23 protein-coding genes are annotated in these 20,432 nt (G+C 63.2%); 14 read left to right on the top strand and 9 right to left on the bottom strand.

The window, feature by feature from the left end; translation table 11 throughout:
• The first annotated feature begins 48 nt into the window (after positions 1-48).
• From F3H98_RS23590 to rnhA, 10 genes are all read left to right on the top strand, one after another.
• Complete coding sequence (locus F3H98_RS23590) at positions 49-993, top strand: heme o synthase (RefSeq protein WP_149762785.1); 945 nt, start codon at positions 49-51, stop codon at positions 991-993.
• Between the two features lie 18 nt (positions 994-1,011).
• On the top strand, positions 1,012-1,155 hold the full coding sequence (locus F3H98_RS31245; protein WP_188130535.1) for a hypothetical protein: 144 nt from the start codon (positions 1,012-1,014) through the stop codon (positions 1,153-1,155).
• 10 nt (positions 1,156-1,165) lie between these two features.
• Positions 1,166-1,789, top strand: coding sequence for a cytochrome c oxidase assembly protein (locus F3H98_RS23585; protein WP_149762784.1), 624 nt, complete (start codon positions 1,166-1,168; stop codon positions 1,787-1,789).
• A 1-nt stretch (position 1,790) separates the two neighbouring features.
• Positions 1,791-2,672 carry a cytochrome c oxidase subunit 3 gene (locus tag F3H98_RS23580; RefSeq protein ID WP_149762783.1) on the top strand — a complete coding sequence of 294 codons (882 nt, stop codon included), beginning with the start codon at positions 1,791-1,793 and terminating at the stop codon, positions 2,670-2,672.
• An 87-nt stretch (positions 2,673-2,759) separates the two neighbouring features.
• Entirely contained in the window at positions 2,760-3,254 is a 495-nt protein-coding gene (locus F3H98_RS23575) for a L,D-transpeptidase family protein (protein WP_210249705.1), read from the top strand.
• 16 nt (positions 3,255-3,270) lie between these two features.
• The gene (locus F3H98_RS23570) at positions 3,271-3,654 is read left to right on the top strand and encodes a DUF983 domain-containing protein (RefSeq protein ID WP_149762781.1); all 384 of its coding nucleotides are present in this window, start codon (positions 3,271-3,273) and stop codon (positions 3,652-3,654) included.
• Positions 3,651-4,406 (top strand): SURF1 family protein, encoded by a 756-nt coding sequence (locus tag F3H98_RS23565; protein ID WP_425294867.1) that lies wholly within the window; start codon positions 3,651-3,653, stop codon positions 4,404-4,406. The genes F3H98_RS23570 and F3H98_RS23565 overlap by 4 nt, the downstream gene beginning before the upstream one ends.
• A gap of 69 nt (positions 4,407-4,475) precedes the next feature.
• Positions 4,476-5,486: a 4-hydroxy-3-methylbut-2-enyl diphosphate reductase gene (ispH, locus tag F3H98_RS23560; RefSeq protein ID WP_149762780.1), complete on the top strand. Its 1,011-nt coding sequence runs from the start codon at positions 4,476-4,478 to the stop codon at positions 5,484-5,486.
• Between the two features lie 4 nt (positions 5,487-5,490).
• Positions 5,491-6,459: a homoserine kinase gene (locus F3H98_RS23555; RefSeq protein ID WP_149762779.1), complete on the top strand. Its 969-nt coding sequence runs from the start codon at positions 5,491-5,493 to the stop codon at positions 6,457-6,459.
• A complete protein-coding gene (gene rnhA, locus F3H98_RS23550; RefSeq protein WP_149762778.1) occupies positions 6,456-7,013 on the top strand; it encodes a ribonuclease HI in 558 nt (185 codons plus the stop codon). The genes F3H98_RS23555 and rnhA overlap by 4 nt, the downstream gene beginning before the upstream one ends.
• A 60-nt stretch (positions 7,014-7,073) precedes the next feature.
• On the opposite strand, the gene F3H98_RS23545 is transcribed toward rnhA, so the two are convergent.
• Together F3H98_RS23545 and F3H98_RS23540 are read right to left on the bottom strand one after the other, a co-directional pair.
• Positions 7,074-7,559 (bottom strand): peroxiredoxin, encoded by a 486-nt coding sequence (locus tag F3H98_RS23545; RefSeq protein WP_149762777.1) that lies wholly within the window; start codon positions 7,557-7,559, stop codon positions 7,074-7,076.
• A gap of 83 nt (positions 7,560-7,642) precedes the next feature.
• A complete protein-coding gene (locus F3H98_RS23540) occupies positions 7,643-8,458 on the bottom strand; it encodes a protein-disulfide reductase DsbD domain-containing protein (RefSeq protein ID WP_188130534.1) in 816 nt (271 codons plus the stop codon).
• A 136-nt stretch (positions 8,459-8,594) separates the two neighbouring features.
• Between F3H98_RS23540 and F3H98_RS23535 the strand changes: the two genes are divergently transcribed.
• Positions 8,595-9,200, top strand: coding sequence for a YqgE/AlgH family protein (locus F3H98_RS23535; protein ID WP_149762776.1), 606 nt, complete (start codon positions 8,595-8,597; stop codon positions 9,198-9,200).
• Here F3H98_RS23535 and F3H98_RS23530 read toward each other — a convergent pair.
• From F3H98_RS23530 to thrC, 4 genes are read right to left on the bottom strand one after another with little or no spacing between them, the layout of a single operon-like run.
• On the bottom strand, positions 9,191-12,052 hold the full coding sequence (locus tag F3H98_RS23530; RefSeq protein WP_280178023.1) for an EAL domain-containing protein: 2,862 nt from the start codon (positions 12,050-12,052) through the stop codon (positions 9,191-9,193). The genes F3H98_RS23535 and F3H98_RS23530 overlap by 10 nt on opposite strands.
• A gap of 30 nt (positions 12,053-12,082) precedes the next feature.
• On the bottom strand, positions 12,083-12,679 hold the full coding sequence (locus F3H98_RS23525) for a GNAT family N-acetyltransferase (RefSeq protein WP_149762774.1): 597 nt from the start codon (positions 12,677-12,679) through the stop codon (positions 12,083-12,085).
• Positions 12,680-12,696: 17 nt separating this feature from the next.
• Complete coding sequence (locus F3H98_RS23520; protein WP_149762773.1) at positions 12,697-13,989, bottom strand: M16 family metallopeptidase; 1,293 nt, start codon at positions 13,987-13,989, stop codon at positions 12,697-12,699.
• A 14-nt stretch (positions 13,990-14,003) separates the two neighbouring features.
• Positions 14,004-15,401 (bottom strand): threonine synthase, encoded by a 1,398-nt coding sequence (gene thrC / locus F3H98_RS23515; RefSeq protein ID WP_149762772.1) that lies wholly within the window; start codon positions 15,399-15,401, stop codon positions 14,004-14,006.
• Positions 15,402-15,523: 122 nt separating this feature from the next.
• On the opposite strand from thrC, the gene F3H98_RS23510 reads away from it, so the two are divergent.
• Positions 15,524-16,090, top strand: a complete 567-nt coding sequence (locus F3H98_RS23510; RefSeq protein WP_149762771.1) for a hypothetical protein — start codon at positions 15,524-15,526, stop codon at positions 16,088-16,090.
• A gap of 12 nt (positions 16,091-16,102) precedes the next feature.
• On the opposite strand, the gene F3H98_RS23505 is transcribed toward F3H98_RS23510, so the two are convergent.
• Positions 16,103-16,795 carry an FMN-dependent NADH-azoreductase gene (locus F3H98_RS23505; protein WP_149762770.1) on the bottom strand — a complete coding sequence of 231 codons (693 nt, stop codon included), beginning with the start codon at positions 16,793-16,795 and terminating at the stop codon, positions 16,103-16,105.
• 135 nt (positions 16,796-16,930) lie between these two features.
• Between F3H98_RS23505 and F3H98_RS23500 the strand changes: the two genes are divergently transcribed.
• Positions 16,931-17,812, top strand: a complete 882-nt coding sequence (locus F3H98_RS23500) for a LysR substrate-binding domain-containing protein (protein ID WP_244621858.1) — start codon at positions 16,931-16,933, stop codon at positions 17,810-17,812.
• Positions 17,813-17,851: 39 nt separating this feature from the next.
• Here F3H98_RS23500 and F3H98_RS23495 read toward each other — a convergent pair whose 3' ends face one another.
• Positions 17,852-18,541 (bottom strand): HAD family hydrolase, encoded by a 690-nt coding sequence (locus F3H98_RS23495; protein WP_149762768.1) that lies wholly within the window; start codon positions 18,539-18,541, stop codon positions 17,852-17,854.
• Between the two features lie 107 nt (positions 18,542-18,648).
• Entirely contained in the window at positions 18,649-19,161 is a 513-nt protein-coding gene (locus tag F3H98_RS23490; protein WP_149762767.1) for a methyltransferase family protein, read from the bottom strand.
• 108 nt (positions 19,162-19,269) lie between these two features.
• Between F3H98_RS23490 and F3H98_RS23485 the strand changes: the two genes are divergently transcribed.
• Positions 19,270-20,403 carry a site-specific DNA-methyltransferase gene (locus F3H98_RS23485; protein ID WP_149762766.1) on the top strand — a complete coding sequence of 378 codons (1,134 nt, stop codon included), beginning with the start codon at positions 19,270-19,272 and terminating at the stop codon, positions 20,401-20,403.
• Positions 20,404-20,432: the final 29 nt, after the last annotated feature.

Below are 20,432 nucleotides of genomic sequence, written 5' to 3'. Positions count from 1 at the left end.
GGCCCTGTCGGCGGCTTCGGCCAAACGGAGAGACTGGAACTCGTACGCATGGCCGTGGTTCACCACAATCGACTGGACGATTCCGGCATAGTCATGTCGGAAGCGACGGCGGGCGATTTCTTCGCCCTGCTGAAGCCGCGTGTCATGTCGCTGGTCGTGTTCACGGCGTTCGTCGGACTTGCCGCCACGCCGGTCGCCGTCAATCCGCTGATCGCAATCATCGCGATCCTCAGCATCGCGGTCGGGGCAGGCGCCTCCGGTGCGCTCAACATGTGGTACGACGCCGACATCGACCGGGTGATGTCGCGCACGGCGTCGCGGCCGATTCCGGCCGGTCGCGTGCAGCCCGGCGAAGCGCTGACCTTCGGCCTGGTGCTGTCCGCGCTTTCGGTGCTGACGCTCGGCGTACTGGTCAACTGGCCGGCGGCGGCGATGCTTGCCTTCACCATCTTCTTCTACGTGGTCGTCTATACGATGTGGCTGAAGCGGGCGACGCCGCAGAACATCGTCATCGGTGGCGCCGCCGGCGCATTCCCGCCGATGATCGGCTGGGCCGCGGCCACCGGCACGATCAGCCTCGAAAGCGTGATCCTGTTCCTCATCATCTTCCTGTGGACGCCACCGCATTTCTGGGCGCTTGCGCTGTTCAAGTCTGAAGATTACGGCCGCGCCGGCATCCCGATGATGCCGAATGTCGCCGGTCACGCGTCGACGAAGCGGCAGATTTTTGCCTATGCGCTGCTGGTGGCCCCTGTCGGCGTGCTGCCCTGGGTGCTCGGCTATACGAGTGCTGCCTATGGCATCGTCGCGCTGGCGCTTGGCGTGGGTTTCGTCTGGTACGCCTGGAAGGTGCTGGCGATGCCAGCCGGCGATGCCAGGATGCGTCCGGCGAAGGCGTTGTTTGCCTATTCGCTGCTCTATCTTTTCGGCATTTTCGCCGCCTATCTCGCGGACAGCCTTGTGGCCCGCTGGATGGTGCTGGCGGGAGCCTGACCAGTGCGGGATGAAGACATGGTGACACTGACCGACAGCCAGAAGAAGGCGCGCCGCAGCCGCTCGATCGCCATCGCGCTGGCGTTGGCGGCATTTGTGGTCGTCGTCTATTTCGGCAGCATCGCGAAGTTCGCCCCGGCGTTGTTCGACCGGGCGATGTGAGACGTCAATAATGAGCGACCAGCCGACCTCGACGGAAACCGGGAAAGAGCGCAGCAACCGCGCGGTTGCCGTCGCCTGCTTAGCGTTCATCGCCGGCATGGTCGGCATGGCGTATGCCGCGGTGCCGCTCTACGCGATGTTCTGCCAGGTCACCGGCTACGGCGGTACCACGCAGCGCGTCGAGCAATATTCCGACCGCGTTCTCGACCGTGAAATCACCGTGCGTTTCGACGCAAATGTTTCGGGCGGCCTGCCGTGGGACTTCCAGCCCGTCCAGCGCGACGTCACGATGAAGATCGGCGAGACCACGCAAATCTCCTACAAGGCGAAGAACATCTTCGACACGCCAACCAACGGCCGTGCGTCGTTCAACGTCACGCCCGAGATGGCGGGCGCCTATTTCAACAAGGTCGAGTGCTTCTGCTTCACCGACACCACGCTGAAGCCGGGCGAAACGCTCGACATGCCGGTCGTCTTCTATGTCGATCCCGACATCGTCGACGTGCCGGAACTCAAGGACCTCAAGACGATCACGCTTTCCTACACCTTCTTCCCGATCGAGGGGGAAAAGCCGGTGGCGACCGCGCCAAAGGCGGAAGACGGGAAAGCACCAGCAAACTCCACCGGGGGCTGACATGGCTGACGCACACGCAAAACCGCAGCACGACTATCACATCATCGATCCAAGCCCGTGGCCGTTCATCGGTTCGGTGGGTGCGCTCGTCATGGCGATCGGTGGCGTTGCCTGGATGCAGTATCTGAAGGCCGGCGACTTCCCGTTCTTCGGCATCAACCTCGCCAACCCGTGGCTGTTCTTCATCGGCCTCGCGATCGTGCTCTACACCATGTATTCGTGGTGGTCGGACACCATCAAGGAAGCCCACGAAGGCCACCATACGCGGGTCGTGTCGCTGCATCTGCGCTATGGCATGATCATGTTCATCGCCTCCGAGGTGATGTTCTTCGTCGCCTGGTTCTGGGCGTTCTTCGACGCCAGTCTGTTCCCCAACGAAACGGCGCAGTATGCCCGCGAAGCCTTCACCGGCGGTGTCTGGCCTCCGAAGGGCGTCGAGGTCCTCGATCCCTTCCACCTGCCGCTCTACAACACGATCATCCTTCTCTTGTCCGGCACCACGGTGACCTGGGCGCACCATGCCCTCCTGCACGACGACCGCAAGGGCCTGGTCTGGGGCCTGGTGCTGACGGTGGCTCTCGGCGTGCTGTTCTCGATGGTGCAGGCCTACGAGTACATGCACGCGCCGTTCGGCTTCAAGGATTCCATCTACGGCGCGACCTTCTACATGGCGACCGGCTTCCACGGTTTCCACGTTTTCGTCGGCACCATCTTCCTGCTGGTCTGCCTGCTGCGGGCGATGAGGGGTGACTTCACGCCGAAGCAGCATTTCGGCTTCGAGGCGGCGGCCTGGTACTGGCACTTCGTCGACGTCGTCTGGCTGTTCCTGTTCGCCTGTGTCTATGTGTGGGCTTCGTCCGGAGCGCCGGTCGCGCACGGCTGACGGCGCGTCCAGCCTGGAATGCGGAGGCGGCGGTGGCGACACAGCCGCCTTCTCTTTTTCGGCGTAATGTTGCGTGAAGTTCCCGCCATGTCCGGCAGTCAGATTCGCACCCTCGGCGCGTTGGTCTTTTCCGTACTCGCCGGCGAGGCGGCAGCGGAAAAGGCCGATCTGGTCCGGGTCGACAAATCCGACCGCCGTATGGAACTGCTGGCTGATGGCGTGGTGCTGCGAACCTACGCCATCGCGCTCGGCGCCAATCCGGTCGGTCACAAGAACCAGGAGGGCGACGAACGCACGCCGGAAGGCCGCTATATCCTCGACTGGCGCAACCCGAAGAGCGCCTTCACGCGGTCGATCCACATCTCCTACCCGAACGAGGAGGACAAGGAGAGGGCGCGCAAGGCAGACGTCTCGCCAGGCGGCGACATCATGATCCACGGCCAGGCGAAGGGATTTGGCTGGTGGGCGTGGCTGTTTCAGATGTTCGACTGGACAAACGGCTGCATCGCCGTCACCGATGAAGAGATGAAAGAGATCTGGGACACGGTCGCCGACGGCACGCCGATCGAGATCAGCCCATGATCGGGCAGGACCGACAATGAGCGACGACAAGACCTGGCCGCCTGTGGAGCCGATCAGGGCAGGCCTTATGGGGCGCTGCCCGCGTTGCGGCGAGGGCAGGCTGTTCAAGGGCTTTCTGGCGGTCGGCAAGGAATGCGAAACCTGCGGGCTCGACTATTCCTTTGCTGATCCGGCCGACGGTCCGGCCATCTTCGTCATGCTGATCATCGGCTTCATCGTCGTTGGGTTCGCGTTGTGGACCGAAGTCTCGGTGAATCCGCCGCTCTGGGTGCATTTCATCATCTGGATACCGCTCACCTTTACGCTTTGCCTGCCGGCGCTGCGGCTCATCAAGGGCGTGCTGATCACGCTTCAATACGCCAACAAGGCCGAGGAAGGCCGCTGGGACAGGTCGCGGTGAGCACGACGGTGAAAGGAGCGAGCCACACGCACGCACGCTTCCCCTGGCTGGCGCTGGTCCTTGCCGGCATCGTCTTCGCCATGCTGATCGGGCTTGGCACCTGGCAGCTGCAGCGCCTGCAATGGAAGGAGGCGCTGATTGCGACGATTGACCAGCGGACGAAGGCCGAGCCGCTGTCCCTTGAGGACGTCGAGTTGCAATATGGGAGAACCGGCGACGTCGACTACACGCCGGTCGTCGTGACCGGCGAGTTCATGCACGAAGCCGAACGGCATTTCTTTGCCACCTGGCAGGGTGCGTCGGGCTATTACGTCTATACGCCACTGCGGCTCGAGACGGGACGCTCCGTCTTCGTCAATCGCGGATTCGTGCCGTTCGACAAGAAGGATGCTTCGACACGCCAGCAGGGCCAGGTGACGGGCGTCCAGACGGTGAAGGGGCTGGCGCGCAATCCGCTTCCCGGCAAGCCGTCGGCGATGCTGCCCGACAACGATCCCGACAAGAACATCTTCTTCTGGAAGGACTTGCGGGCGATGGCGGTGCTGTCCGGCCTCGATGTCGACCGCGGCGTCGTGCCGTTCTTCATCGATGCCGATTCCCAACCCAATCCCGGTGGCCTCCCGCAGGGCGGCGTGACGATGATCGACATGCCCAACAGCCACCTGCAATATGCCGTCACCTGGTATGGGCTGGCGGCCGCGCTCGCCGGCGTTCTCGGCATCTGGCTGTACCGGCGCCGAAAGGCGGTGTGACGCGACGCGCCCTTGACAGGAGGGCATGGCACGCATCATTTCCGCATTGCCTCGGAGTACCGGACAACAATGGACGCAACATCCACCAGATCGCCGCTGACGATACGGCTGTGCCAGCCGCGCGGCTTTTGCGCCGGCGTCGACAGGGCGATCCAGATCGTCGTGCTGGCGCTGAAGAAATATGGCGCGCCGGTCTATGTCCGCCATGAGATCGTGCACAACCGCTACGTCGTGGAGGGGCTGCAGAACCTCGGCGCCGTGTTCATCGAGGAGCTTTCCGAGATCCCGCCGGAGCATCGCGCCAGCCCGGTGGTGTTTTCAGCGCATGGCGTGCCGAAATCGGTGCCTGAGGATGCGCGCGAACGCGAGCTTTTCTATCTCGACGCGACATGCCCGCTGGTATCCAAGGTGCACAAGCAGGCGATGCGGCACCAGCGGCTCGGCCGCCATGTGCTTCTGATCGGGCACGCCGGGCATCCGGAAGTGATCGGCACGATGGGCCAGTTGCCGGAAGGCGCCGTCACGCTGATCGAGACCGATGCCGATGTCGCCAATTTCAAGCCAGCCGACCCTTCGGCGCTGGGCTTCGTCACCCAGACGACCCTTTCGGTGGAAGACACTGCCGGCCTGCTGAAGGCGCTGCAGGAGCGGTTCCCGCAGATGCAGGCGCCCGCCGCCGAATCGATCTGCTACGCCACCACGAACCGCCAGGAGGCGGTGAAGGAGACAGCACCCGGCGCCGATCTGTTCCTGATCGTCGGGGCGCCGAATTCCTCGAATTCGCGCCGGCTTGTCGAAGTTGCGGAGCGTGCCGGGGCGAAGATGTCGCTTCTCGTGCAGCGCGCCGCCGAAATTCCGTGGGATGAGATCGGCAGGATTTCGACGCTCGGCCTCTCGGCGGGGGCTTCCGCTCCGGAGATCATCGTCGACGAGATCATCAACGCGTTCCGTGATCGTTTCGACGTGACGGTCGAACTGGCGGTGACTGCGACCGAGACGGAGGATTTCCCGGTCATGCGGGTTCTGCGCGATGTCGAACTGACGGCCGCCGACATGGCTTTCGTTAACGGAATGGCCTGACCTCGTGGCGGTCTACACGGACATAACGGAGGGCGAACTCGAAGCCTTCCTCAAGAACTACGATGTCGGCCAGCTGCTTTCCTACAAGGGCATCGCGGAAGGCTCGGAGAATTCCAACTTCCTGCTGCATACGGCGAGCGGCGCCTACATCCTGACGCTTTATGAGAAGCGGGTGGACGCGGCCGACCTGCCGTTCTTCCTCGGGCTGATGGATCATCTGGCGAGGAAGGGCATCAATTGCCCGCTGCCGGTGCATCGCCGCGATGGCGCCGTCATCGGCAAAATCGCCGGGCGGCCCGCCGCCCTGATCACCTTTCTGGAAGGCATGTGGATGCGCCGCCCGACGGTGACGCATTGCCGCGAGGTCGGCAAGGCGCTGGCCGGCATGCATCTGGCCGTCGCCGATTTTCCGCTGAGCCGTCCCAACGCCCTGTCGGTCGAGGGCTGGCGCAAGCTCTGGGACGGGGCGCGGCCGCGCGCCGACGAAGTGGAGCCGGGGCTGGTGGCGGAAGTGGATGCCGATTTCGCCGAACTTTCGGCCAGATGGCCGTCAGACCTGCCTTCGGGTGTGATCCACGCCGATCTTTTTCCCGACAATGTGTTTTTCCTCGGCGACCGGCTGTCCGGGGTGATCGACTTCTATTTCGCCTGCAACGATCTTTACGCCTACGATCTGGCGACCTGCCTCAACGCCTGGTGCTTCGAGAAGGACCATGCCTTCAACCTCACCAAGGGTACAGCGCTTCTGGCAGGCTATCAGAGCGTGCGGCCGCTGACTGCCGCGGAGAAAGACGCGCTGCCCATGCTGGCGCGCGGTTCGGCGCTGCGTTTCATGCTGACCAGGCTCTACGACTGGCTGACCATTCCTGATGGGGCGCTGGTGCAGAAACGCGATCCGTTCGAATACATAAGGCGGCTGCGTTTCCAGCGGCAGATCCGCTCGGCTTCCGAATATGGACTTGGTGAAGCATGAAATCGGTCGAAATATTCACGGACGGCGCCTGTTCCGGAAATCCCGGCCCGGGCGGCTGGGGCGCCATCCTGCGTTTCAATGGCACCACCAAGGAGCTTTCCGGCGGCGAGGCGGTCACAACCAACAACCGCATGGAACTGCTGGCGGCGATCTCGGGACTGAATGCGCTGAAGGAGCCGTGCACGGTCGACCTCTACACGGACAGCAAATACGTCATGGACGGGATCTCGAAATGGATCCACGGCTGGAAGAAGAACGGCTGGAAGACCGCCGACAAGAAGCCGGTGAAGAACGGCGAGCTCTGGCAGGGTCTGGATGAGGCCAACAAACGCCACAAGGTGACGTGGCACTGGGTCAAGGGCCACGCCGGCCATGCCGAAAACGAACGCGCCGATGAACTGGCGCGCCTCGGCATGGCGCCGTTCAAGCCGCAGCGAAAGATGGTCGCCGCGCCCGATCCGCTGAGGAAGGCGGCAAAGCCCGACCCGTTGAGGCAGGCCGCCGGCGACAAACCGCCGGCGAAGAAAACGCGGCGTTCGACCCAGAGCTACTGATCCGGGGAACAGCCCGAAAACCGCCGATGGCTTCCGGGCCGCGCTATGGGGTTGATTACGTCAGAGCTGTTCGAGCAGCTTCGCAGCCCCGGACTCGACGGCCTGGCCGGGCGCATCCTCGATGTTGAGCGCCGTGACCTTGCCGTCCTCGACGATCATCGAGAAGCGCTTCGAGCGAAGTCCGAGGCCGCCTACGCTGAGATCGATGTCGAGGCCGAGCGCCTTGACGAAATCGCCATTGCCGTCGGCCAGGAAGTCGATCTTGCCTTCACCGCCGGTGAAGCGCGCCCAGGCGGTCATCACATGATGGTCGTTGACGGCGACGACGGCTATTTTGTCGACGCCGCGCGCCAGGATAGCGTCGTGGTTTTCGAGATAGCCCGGCAGGTGGTTGTTGCTGCAGGTCGGCGTGAAGGCTCCGGGAACACCGAACAGCACGACTTTCTTGCCTGCGAAGAATTCGCCGGTGGTGACGTTCTTGGCGCCATCGGCGGCCAGCATCTTGAAGGTCGCATCGGGCAGTTTCTGGCCTACGGCAATGGTCATCTCTTTACCTCGGATTTGGGATCTGTTCCGCAGGATGCGTACCGGCTTCCGGCTGCCTGGGCAACCAGAAGATGCGGCCGAATTCACGGATAGGGAAGGGTGCCTTCGACAGCGCCTGTGGCTGTCGACAATGTGTAGTGGAGCGCGCCCTCGGCGGGTTTGGTGTCCGGCCGTTCGACGATGGGCACGGTGAAGACCGTCCTGCCGTCTTTTTCGGCGCGTTCCGGCGTCCCGAATATGTAGCCTTGCTCGCCGGCGACGAAGAATTCGGCAGGCGCCGCGTCGCCGGGCAAGGCTGCCTCGACCGTCAACTGCTTGTTGTCGGCTCTCCGTACGGTCACGCCGAAATCCGGCCGCGCCGCGCCGGGAAGCGTTTCGACTGCCGCCGTGACTAGCGCCTGGTGGTCGGCGTTGTCCGGGTCGTTGGCGGGGTCGAGCGCGAAGGTGCCCTTCACGGGAATGCAGATCGTCTCGCAGATGCCGAGGAACACATCGGCCTCGATTTGCGTCGGCTCGCCCGGCGTCTTCAGCGTGAAAGTAACGGGAAACGCCACCGGGTGCTTGTAACCTGCCCATTTCGAAAAGCCGTCGTCGAAACGCTCGGGCGCCGGAAAGCGCATCTCGGCGGCGGTGACATTGATGCTCCGGGAAACATCGATCTGCGGCGGCACGCCGGCATAGCCCGGATCGCGCCAGTAGGTCTTCCAGCCGGGATGCAGGTCGATTTCCAGGACGCCCTGCAACGTCCCGCCGGCGTCGGGCGCGCCGGCGGTCACCAGCCTGACGCGGCCGCCTTCAACCTCCACCCAGTCGCTGGCGGTCGCGGAGGCGGAAGTCTGGAACGCTGCAGCAAGGAGCAGGTAGAGAGCGGCGGTCGACAAAATGCGCATGGCCGACATTTGAGTGGCGCTGACACATTTCGCAACCGCAGAACCGGCAGATTTCATCATATTCGCGTGAGACCTGGCTTCAGACTGGAGGTTCATCCCCGAAAGTCGCCTTCCAAGTAAGCCGGAAAAAGGTTACCTTCGAAAAATGGACCTCTTGCGGCAGAAAAAGACCGCGACGCGCGGCTTTCTTGACGACCAGTTCCTGATTGCCATGCCCGGCATGAAGGACGACCGGTTCGCGCGCTCGGTCATCTACATCTGCGCTCACAGCGACGAAGGGGCCATGGGGCTGATCATCAACCAGACCCAGCCGCTGCGTTTTCCCGATCTTCTGGTGCAACTCGGCATCATGAACGAGCAGGAGGCGATCAGGCTGCCGCCGCCGACACGCGATTTCGTCGTGCGCAACGGTGGCCCGGTTGACCGCAGCCGCGGCTTCGTCCTCCATTCGGACGACTATATGGTGGAGTCCTCGCTGCCGGTTTCGGAGGACATCTGCCTCACTGCGACGATCGACATACTACGGGCGATCTCATCAGGCCGCGGACCCCGCAAGGCTCTGATGGCGCTGGGTTACGCCGGCTGGGGCGCCGGTCAGCTTGAACACGAGATTGCCGAGAACGGCTGGCTGACCTGCCCGGCAAGCATCGACCTGCTGTTCGATTCCGACATCGAGCGCAAGTACGACCGCATCATGGCCTCGATCGGCATCGATCCGGCGCATCTCAGCCAGACCGCCGGTCACGCCTGAGCGACGGGATATTGTTCCTTCAGCAGTTTGAGCACGGTGTCGCCCGGTTGTGGCGAGCCGAACATGAAGCTCTGCACATATTCGCAACCCATCTGGCGAAGCCGTAGCGCGTCGCTTTCATCGGCAACACCCTCGGCCACAACCGACATGCCGAGATCGTGCGCCATGTTGACCATGGATTTGAGCAGCACTTCACGCTTCGGCGTGGTGTCGTCGACGAAGCTCTTGTCGATCTTGATCGTGTCGAAGGGGAAACGCGTCAGGTAGGCGAGCGACGAATAACCGGTGCCGAAATCGTCGAGCGACAGGCCGATGCCGAGCTTCTTCAGCTTCGAGAGCACATGGTTTGATTGCTCGGGATTGTCCATTATCAGCGATTCGGTCAGCTCGAGCCGGAAACAGCGCGGCTTCAGATTGGCGCGGGCGATCACCGAGCGGACGTCGGTGACGAGATCGCGGCGGATCAGCTGCCGGCTGGAAAGATTGACCGAAACAGAAAGCGGCACGTCGCCGATCTGCTTTTGCCACATCGCCAGGTCGTCGGCGGCCTTCTGCATGGCAAACAGGCCGAGCTGCACGATCAGGCCGCAGCTTTCCGCGACCGGGATGAAATCCGATGGCGGGATGGAGCCCCGGCGCGGGTGCTCCCAGCGCAGCAGCGCTTCGAAGCCAGCGACCGAGCGGTCTTCGAGGCGCACGATCGGCTGATAGGCGAGCGTGAACTCCTTGCGGTCGATCGCCCGGCGAAGGTCGGATTCGAGCTGCAGGCGATCGGTGCCGACGGAGCGGAACGCCGGCCGGAACGGCTCGATGCGGTCGCCGCCGAAACGCTTTGCCTGATGCATGGCGAGTTCCGCGTCCTTGACCATATCCTCGGCGGAGGCCTGTGCCTGCGTCCAGGTGATCAGGCCGATCGACGCGGTCAGCACGATTTCGCGCTTGGCAAAGGTGATCGGCGCGCGGATCGCCTGCTTGATCGCGTCGGCGACGCCAGCGATGTGCGCCGGGTCCTGTTCGGAAAGCAGCATCAGGGCGAACTGGTCGCCGGCAAAGCGCGACAGCGTATCGCGCGGCTTGAGCAGACGATGGAGACGCCGCGCGATGGTGAGCAGGATAGTGTCGCCCGCGGAGATGCCGAGCCCGTCATTGACCTGCTTGAAGCGGTCGATATCGATGACGAAGACCGTGGGCCTGATCGACTCCTCGCCCTTGGCGATGGAAATAATGCCCTCCAGGCGGTTGAGGAACAACTCGCGGCTCGGGAGGCCCGTCAGGTTGTCGTGCACGGCGTCGTGCAGCAGGCGCTCCTCGGCCTTCTTCTGCTCGGTCACGTCGACCAGCGTGCCGACGCAGCGGATCACCTCGCCGTCGGAGCCGATGACGGGCCGGGCCCGCAGTGCGAACCAGTGATAGTGGCCATCGGCGCCGCGCAGCCGGAAATTCTGGGAGACGCGGCCGCGCCGGTGCTCCAGCACCACGTCGAGTGTGGTGCGGAAGGTGTCGCGATCGTCGGAATGCAATACCGGCAGCCAGTTGCGCGCCGGGCCGGTGAGGCTGTTGGGGGCGAGGCCGAGCTGGTTGCTGACGTCCGGCCGGGTCACCACGCGGTCGCGCAGCACGTCCCAGTCCCAGACGGTATCGCCAGCACCAGTAACGGCGAGCGCCTGGCGCTCCATGTCGCTGAATAGACCCTGGTAAAGGCCGCCGCCGGCGAAGGCATGCTGCATGACGGTGAAGCCGATCAGCAGGATGATCAGGATCAACGCGCCGCCAAGCGCCGGCTGCACGACGTCATTGTCGAGCACGCCAGTGATCGCCATCCAGGATCCCGCCATCCAGACCAGCACCATCAGCCAGCTCGGCACCAGCATGATGGCGCGGTCGTAGCCCTGTATGCCGAGATAGACGATCAGGCCAATGCCGACGATGGCGGTGGCGGCGAACGAGACGCGCGCGATCCCGGCAGCAATCGCCGGATCGACGACCGCCACTCCGGCGATCAGCACCAGGCCGAGAACCCAGGCCAGGGCGCCGTAGCTGAAATGGCCGTGCCAGCGGTTTAGGTTGAGATAGGTGAACAGGAAGACGACGAAGGTCGCGGCAAGCGCCACCTCGGCGCCGGCGCGCCATATCTGCTCATTTCCGGGCGAAATCTCGATCACCCGGTTGAGGAAGCCGAAATCGACGCAGATATAGGCGAGCACCGACCAGGAAAGAGCGGCGGTGGCGGGAAACATCGAGGTTCCCTTGACCACGAAGAGGATGGTCAGGAACAGCGCCAAAAGGCCGGAAATGCCGATCACGATGCCGCGGTAGAGCGTGTAGGAATTCACTGAATCCTTGTACGATTCAGGTTCCCACAGATAGACCTGCGGCAGTTTCGGCGAGGCGAGCTCGGCGATGAAGGTGACCACCGAACCAGGGTTCAGCGTGACGCGGAAGACGTCGGCGTCCGGGCTTGCCTGGCGATCGAGCGCGAAACCTTCGCTGGGGGTGATCGCCGCGATGCGGCTCGAACCGAGGTCCGGCCAGAACAGCCCGGAATTCACCAGCCGGAAATGTGGCGCCACGATCAGTCGGTCGATCTGCTCGTCGGTGGTGTTGGCGAGTGCAAACACTGCCCAATCGCCTGTCGAGCGCGCATCGTTGGCCTCGACCTCGATGCGGCGGACGATGCCGTCCGGGCCGGGTGCCGTGGAAACCTGGAAATTTTCGCCCTGGTCCCGGTAGATTTCGACGGCGCCGGAAAGATCCAGCGCGACGTCGTCGCGGGCAATCTTGATCGGCTCGATGGCCAGAGCCGACGAGACGGCGCACAAGGTGACAATTGCCGCAAGGGCAAACGCCAGCAAGTTCCCGCTCTTGAAGAATCGTACCAAAAATCAGCCTCGTGTTTTGCTGCCGCCCCAGTCGTCGGAAATGAGGGCGTAGAGATAGTGATCCTGCCAGCTGCCGTTGATCCGGAGATAGGATCGCAAGAGGCCTTCGCGCTGAAATCCGGCTTTTTCAAGCACACGCACCGAACGCGCGTTGTTGGGAATACAGGCAGCCTCGATGCGGTGCAACCTCAGCGTCTCGAAAGCGAAATGGACGACCAGTTTCACAGCTTCGAGCATGAAGCCTTGGCCGGCATAGCGCTCACCGATCCAGTAGCCGATCTGGCCGGATTGCGAAACGCCGTGGCGGATGTTGCCCACGGTGATGCCGCCCATCAGCTTGCCCGAGCGGCTTTCGAAAATGAAGAAGGCGACAGCAAGCCCTTGCTCGAAATCCTCGCGGTAGCGGCGGATGCGCTGGCGCCATGCGCTGCGCTCGAGTTCATCCGGAGACCAGCGCGGCTCCCAGGGCTCGAGGAAGGCGCGGCTCGTCTGGCGCAGCGCCGCCCATTCACGGTAGTCGTTGGGTTCCGGCAGCCGCAAGGTGATGCGCTCCGCTTTCAGCGCCGGAAGTTCTCGGCGGAAGAAAGGCAGCGGAAACATTGCCTTGGTGTCCGGTGTCAGACGGCAAGTCTGCGGGCTGTGATGCCCGAGGTAGGCAATGCGTCGCGGATCGCCTCATAGGGCGCCAGCGTGCCGACAGGACCGACGGCGGTGACTGTCGGCTTGGTCGAGAACAGACGCCCCGACAGATCGGTGAGGCGCTCGACGGTAAGGTTCGACAGCCGCTCCACAAGCTCGTCCATGCCGATCGGCCGGCCGAAGAGCAGGAGCTGCCGGGCGATCTGCGAGGCGCGGCTGGCCGAGCTTTCGGCCGACATGACCAGCCCGGCGCGATATTGCGCGCGCGCCCGGTTGAGTTCCTCCTGCAGGATCGCATCGCCGGCCTTCTGCAGTTCGCTGACGATCACCGGCACGAGTTCGGCGATATCGCTCTGCCCGGTCGCGGCGTGGATGCCGAAAATGCCGGTGTCGGAGAAGCCCCAGTGAAAGGCATAGACCGAATAGCAGAGGCCGCGCTTCTCGCGCACCTCCTGGAAAAGCCGCGACGACATGCCGCCGCCGAGAATCATCGACAAAACCTGCGAGGCGTAGAAATCGCGCACGTGATAGGCCCGGCCCTCGAAACCGAGCACGATCTGCGCGTCCATCAGGTCGCGGTTCTCGCGATAGTCGCCGCCGACATAGTGAGCATATTGCGGCAGCGCGCTTTCGGCCTTGGTGCGGAACGAGCCGAGATTGCGCTCGACCTCGCGCACGAACTCGTCGTGCTTGATGGCGCCGGCGGCCACGACCACCATGCGCTCGGCGCCGTACTGGCGCTCCATGAAGTCGTGCAACTGTTTGGAGGTGAAGGATTTCACTGTCTCGGGTGTGCCGAGGATGGAGCGGCCGATGGTCTGGTGACGGAAGGCCGTTTCGGTGAAGCGGTCGAAGACGATGTCGTCGGGCGTGTCGTGCGCGGCGCCGATCTCCTGCAGGATCACATGCTGCTCGCGTTCGAGTTCGTGCTCGTCGAAGCGTGAGTCCGTCAGGATGTCGGACAGGATATCGATGGCGAGCGGGACATCGTCGCGCAGCACGCGCGCATAAAAGGATGTCGTTTCGACGCTGGTGGCTGCATTGATTTCGCCGCCGACGTCCTCGATTTCCGAGGCGATCTTCCACGCACTGCGTTTGTTGGTGCCCTTGAACGCCATGTGTTCGAGCAGATGGGCCATGCCATGCTCGTCCTCGCGCTCGTTTCTTGCGCCGGACTTGACCCAGACGCCGAGGGCAACGGATTCGACTTGTGGCAGCGTTTCGGTGGCGACTGTCAGGCCGTTCGACAGACGGCTTACCTCAACACCCATGTACGATTTACTCCCTAACGCGCCGCCCGCGCACGGCGACTAATATGATCTTCCACCATTTTCAGTTCTGATGGAAGAACGGTAAACTTTTCTTCACGCAGCATCATCCCATCAAGCCACGACGGGAGTTTCGGCGCAACCCCCGATGCTTTTTCGACCGCGGCAGGGAATTTCGCCGGGTGGGCGGTGGCAAGCACAATCATCGGTATTGTGCTCTTCGGCTGCGTATTGGCGACATGGACGGCGGTTGCCGTGTGCGGGTCGAGCAGATAGCCGGTCGAGGCGAGCGTCGAGCGTATCGTTTCGTCGGTCTCTGCCATAGACGAACGGCCGGCTGAGAATTCGCCACGGATGTTTTGCATCTGCGCTTTTTCGATGGTGAAGGCGCCCGATTGCTTCAGGCCGGCCATATAGCGCCGCACAGTGGCGGCGTCACGGCCGCCGGATTCGAACAGCAGCCGCTCGAAATTCGACGACACCTGGATATCCATCGACGGCGATGTGGTCGCGACAACGCCCGTCGTGCGGTATTCGCCAGAGGCCATCGTGCGGGCAAGTATGTCGTTGTCGTTGGTGGCGATCACCAGCCGGTCGATGGGCAAGCCCATGCGCTTGGCCGCGTAACCGGCGAATATGTCGCCGAAATTGCCCGTCGGAACGGTGAAGGAAACCGGGCGGTCGGGGCTGCCAAGCGTCAGCGCCGACGAGAAATAATAGACGATCTGGGCCATGATACGGGCCCAGTTGATCGAATTCACGCCAGACAGCGCGACCCTGTCACGGAAGGCGTGATCGTTGAACATGTCCTTCAGCAGCCCCTGGCAATCGTCGAAATTGCCTTCGATGGCGAGCGCGTGGACATTGGCGGCGGTGGATGTCGTCATCTGCCGCTGTTGCACCGGCGAGACCCGGCCGTGCGGGAACAGGATGAAGATGTCGGTGCGGTCGCGGCCGGCGAAGGCGTCGATGGCCGCCCCGCCGGTATCGCCCGAAGTTGCGCCGGCGATCGTCGCATGCTGGCCGCGTTCGGCGAGCACATGGTCGAGAAGCCGCGCCAGCAACTGCATCGCCACGTCCTTGAAGGCGAGCGTCGGTCCGTGGAAGAGTTCGAGAATGAAGCTGTTGGGTCCGCTCTGCACCAGTGGGCAGACCGCATCGTGCCGGAACGTGGCATAGGCTCCGCGCACCAGTTTTTCGAAGACGGGTGCTGCGATTTCCCCGCCGAGAAAGGGCGTCAGCACGCGGATCGCCAGATCCGGATAGGCAAGGCCGCGCATGGCGCGAATCTCGGCTGCGCTGAATTGCGGCCACTGCTTGGGAACGTAGAGCCCGCCGTCGCGGGCGAGGCCAGTAAGGACAGCGTCCGAAAATCCAAGCTCGGGGGCGTCCCCGCGGGTGCTGATGTACTGCATGCTCACCTGTCCATAGCGGCGTCGATGCCGGCTGGTAGCAGACTTTGGAAAACCGCGTTCCGCAGTCGCATTTTTGCCGCCGGGTTGCTATAGACGGCCCGTTTGCGAGAGGGAAGTGCAGTATGGCGTTGATCGACAGTCGCTTTTTCACGGGTTTCGCTCTGGCTGGCTTTATGCTCGCCGCCGCAGGTTGCCAGTCTGGCGACAAGAATGCGATTGCGGCGACCGACGATTTGAAGCCGCCGGAAGGCAAGATCCTCGCAAGCGAACTGCGCGCCTATTGCCCGGCGATCACGCTGCGCGAAGGAACCGCCTTCTTCAACACCTATGAAAAGGGCGGCCAGGACGACCCAACCAAGGTCATCTACCAGGCGTCGATCTCCGACGTTACGCGCAGCTGCAAGAGCGCTGACGGCAACCTGACCATGAATGTCGCGGTTGCCGGCAAGGTGGTGCCCGGTCCGGCAGGCAAGGCCGGTAACGTGACCATGCCCATCCGCATTGTAGTCGTGCGCGGCGACGAGGTGCTTTATTCCAAGCTGCATAGCTATCCGACCGCCGTAGGCTCCGAATCGACGCAGTGGATGTTCAGCGATCCCAACGTGGTCATCCCCGTACCAGCGGAGCGCGACGTCCAGATTTTCGCGGGCTATGACGAAGGCGAGCCGAAGAAAAAGAAGCCGGAATAGCTGCTCCCGGCTTCAGGCCGCATTGCGGCTCCGGCGTTCTCCGCGTAGCGTTGCGACCAGCGCGTCGACATTGGCTTCGGCGCGTGCGATCGATGCCTGAAGCCGCTCGTCGGCGAATTCGTCGTATTCGATGGCGATCGTCCGGATGTCGGTGACGCCGATGTAGTTGAAGGCCGTGGAGATGCTGGCCTCGACATGGTTCATCGCCTCGATCCGGCCACCGCGCCCATAGCCGTAGTCGCCACGCGACGACAGGATGACCAGCGTCTTTTCGGCCTGCGACAGCAGCGGCCAGTAGGGCTCGCCGGCGCGAGAGCGATCGAAACCGAAGGTTCTGCCGACCCTCACGATATTGTCGATCCACGCCTTGAACTGCGCCGGCGGCGCGAAATTGTACATCGGAACGCCGGCGACGATGATGTCGGCGGCCAGCAGCTCATCGACGAGCTTGTCGCTTTCGAGAAGCGTTTCGTTCATCCAGGGCAACCGCATCTCCGGCTTGGTGAAAGCCGCGTGGATCCAGCCGCCGGTCACGGGTTGCGGCGGCTGCTGGCCGACATCGCGATAGACGATTGTGTCGTCGGGCTGCGCCTCGCACCAGGTGCGGGCGAAGCGCTGGGTCAGCCGGCGGCTGTGCGAGCCATAGGGATTTTCAGCCGAGGAATAGGGGCGGGCGCTGGAATCGATGTGCAGGATGTTGGTCATTTCCACGTCCATGAAACAGTTGATCTCATCTGAAGCGAGCGGGTGCTTTGGTTTCGCTCGCCTTCCATGTTGAAATAGGGGATGTTAGGGCGAGTGACGAAATCGAATTCGTCATCAGACAGATGAGGCATGTTCATGCGTCGAGCGTTGCCGCCACTCGCCACGCTGCGGGCTTTTGAAGCCGCAGCCAGGCATCAGAGCTTCAAGCAGGCGGCCGAGGAACTAGCCGTGACGCCGACTGCGATCAGCCATCAAATCAGGTTGCTGGAGGAAACGCTTGGGCTGCGGTTGTTTGAACGCCGCACCCGGCAGGTCGCGCTGACGCGCGAGGGGCGTGAGCTTTACCCTGTTCTCAGGGACGGATTCGATGCCTTCTCCAACGCGGTGATCCGCATCTCTGAAAAGCGTCGCAGTGTGGTGACGCTATCGGCAACCACCTCGTTCACCGCGCGCTGGCTGGTGCCGCGGGTGGCTTCTTTCCGCGAGAGGTATCCGTCCGTCGACCTCAGCCTGCACGCCTCCGACGATCCCGTCGATTTCCGCACTGGCATCGCCGACGCCGCCGTCCGCTATGGGCGCGGGCCCTATCCCGATCTCAGTTCAACCCGGTTGATGGCCAACCGATTCGCGCCCGTCTGCAGCGCCCGCCTGGGATTGAAGACGCTGGACGACCTGCACCATGTCACTCTGCTTCATTCCAGGTGGCGGCATCCGAATGCCGATACGCCGACCTGGCGGCGCTGGCTCGATGCGGCAGGCATGCACTCCATCGACGGCGAAGCGGGCATCAGTTTCAACGACGACGGCCATGCCGCGCAGGCGGCGATCGCCGGCCAGGGTGTGGCACTGCTCAGTCTTGTGCTCGTCGCCGATGACCTCGCTTCCGGCGTGCTGCTGCAGCCCTTCGGTCCCGCCATCGACGGCTACGACTTTCATCTCGTACATCCGAGGAATGCGCGGCCGGAGGTGGGCATGCTCAGCGAATGGCTGCTCGATGCGGTGCAGGCGGCATCCTAGGCGGCCCGGATAATGGTGTATGGAAACGCCTGAGCGGCTTCAGGCGTCTTCGGACCAGACGGCAAGTGCTGCAATCGTGCTTTTCAGTTCCGCCCAGCGACGGATGACGGTTTCGGCGCCGGCATCCGTCAGCGCGTCGGCATGGCCTGGATAGGTGTGGGAAGCGCCGGTGAAACCGATCACCCGCATGCCCGCGGCCCTGGCGCCGGCGATGCCATGCACTGAATCCTCGATGACGAAAGTCTGCGCGGGATCGGCATCCATCTGCTGCGCGGCGTGGAGGAAAACGTCGGGCGCCGGCTTCGGCTTGCCGGTCGGCGTTTCCAGCGCAGAAAAGATGCGGCCTTCGAAAAAAGGCTTCAGCCGCGTTCGCGTCAGCATGGCATCGAGCCTCTCGCTGCGTGAGTTCGAGCAGATGCAGCGTTTTGAGGTGATGCCGTTGACCGCCTCGTGGGCGCCGTCGATGGCGCGAACCTCGCCGGCAAGGCGGCGGTCGACCAGCACCTCGGCCTGATCGATCAGTGACGCCTGGAACGGGATCTTGGACTTCTCCTCGATCCTGAGCATGATGTCCTTGAAGGTCAGGCCGGCATAGGTTTCCGAAATCTCCTCGGCCGAAATCTCGAAACCGGCGGCGGTCAGAAGCTCGGCTTCGACGCGTGAGGCGATGATCTCGGAATCGACGAGCACGCCGTCGCAATCGAAAATGACAAGTTCTGGCTGGATCATCGGAAATTCCTGGATTGCGGGTCGCGGCCCGCAGAGCAGGCGGCGCTATAACCTCTTGCGGATATGGTGGCAACCTCAAGGTTTTGCCAGCCTGAGCGACCCGACGATCATTGTTTTGGGGGAATTTTGGCTCCGTCCCAGGGGGTAAGACGCGGCAGCCATCCCGGCACGGCGCGGCGATACGCCTCGTATTCCGCGCCGTAGCGCTTCGCTAGCGTCGGCTCTTCATACAAAAGCACGAAGACGACGAAGGCTAAGGCGACGACTGCGGCGTAGGCGAGCAGCCTCGGCTGGCCAAGCATCAGCGCCTGCCCGACGATCGCGGAAAGCACCGAGAGATACATCGGGTTGCGAACATGGCGATAAATGCCGCCGACGACCAGATGCTCGGTCGGCGCGACCGGCGCCGGGGTGCCGAGGCCTTCGCTGACGAAACGCCAGAAAGCCTGCAGCAGGAAGGCAACGCCGGCCAGGGTGAGCAAGGCGCCGGCAAGCCGCAGGAGAAGCGGAGCCGGTTCCATGTGCCATTCCGTCAGCCACCAGGGAATGAGCCCAGCGACTATTCCAGGCGCCAGGGCGAAGAAAACCGCGCTGCCCAAAGCCGCCTCGGATCGACGCATCTTCATTCTCCTTGGCTACGCAATTCGCCACCGGGTTTCACTAAATATTTACGCAAAACAGTAACCATAACCGCGAGTAAACAGTAACGCGTCATACCGGGTATTTCCATGTCAGCCATGCGTCAGCTTGCCGATCTTTCCGCTTTTCCGGCCGAGTCCGAATGGCTGAACACGATCCTCAAGGGCGATTGCGTTGCTGCCCTCGACAAGCTCCCGGAAAAGTCGGTCGACATCATTTTCGCCGACCCGCCCTACAATCTCCAGCTCGACGGCGATCTTCACCGCCCCGACCAGTCCAAGGTCGATGCGGTCGACGATCATTGGGACCAGTTCGAGAGCTTCGCGGCCTACGATGCCTTCACCCGCGCCTGGCTGCTCGCGGCGCGCCGCGTCCTGAAGCCGAACGGCACGATCTGGGTGATCGGCTCCTACCACAACATCTTCCGCGTCGGCGCGATGATGCAGGATCTCGGCTTCTGGATCCTCAACGATGTTGTGTGGCGCAAGACCAATCCGATGCCGAATTTCCGCGGCCGCCGCTTCCAGAACGCGCATGAGACGCTGATCTGGGCTTCCCGCGACCAGAAAGGCAAGGGATACACCTTCAACTACGAGGCGATGAAGGCGTCGAACGACGACGTTCAGATGCGCTCCGACTGGCTGTTTCCGATCTGCACAGGGGGCGAGCGCCTGAAGGATGCCAATGGCGACAAGCTGCACCCGACCCAGAAGCCGGAAGCGCTGCTCGCCCGCATCATGATGGCCTCGACCAAGCCCGGCGACGTGGTGCTCGATCCGTTCTTCGGCTCGGGAACGACGGGCGCCGTGGCCAAGCGCCTCGGCCGCAATTTCGTCGGTGTCGAGCGCGAGCAGGCCTATATCGACGCCGCCCGGGAGCGCATCGAGGCGGTCAGGCCGCTCGAGGATTCAGAACTCAGCACGATGTCGGGCAAGCGCGCCGAGCCGCGCGTCGCCTTCGTCAGCCTCATCGATTCCGGCATGATGAAGCCCGGCACCATTCTCTACGACGCCAGGAAGCGCTGGGCGGCCAAGGTGCGCGCCGACGGCACGCTGGCGGTCGGCGAAAAGGCGGGCTCGATCCACCGCATCGGCGCTGAAGTGCAGGGCCTCGACGCCTGCAACGGCTGGACCTTCTGGCACTACGAGCGCAATGGCGGGCTCACGCAGATTGACGAATTGCGCCGCATCGTGCGTGTCGGCATGGAGCGCGCCGGCGCCTAGCGCCGCCGCTTCCAGGCTCAAAGAAACAG

The sequence above is a fragment of the Neomesorhizobium albiziae genome (genome assembly GCF_900114255.1).
In the GTDB taxonomy this organism is placed as follows: domain Bacteria; phylum Pseudomonadota; class Alphaproteobacteria; order Rhizobiales; family Rhizobiaceae; genus Neomesorhizobium; species Neomesorhizobium albiziae.
This window is presented reverse-complemented; position numbering and strand designations above follow the sequence as displayed.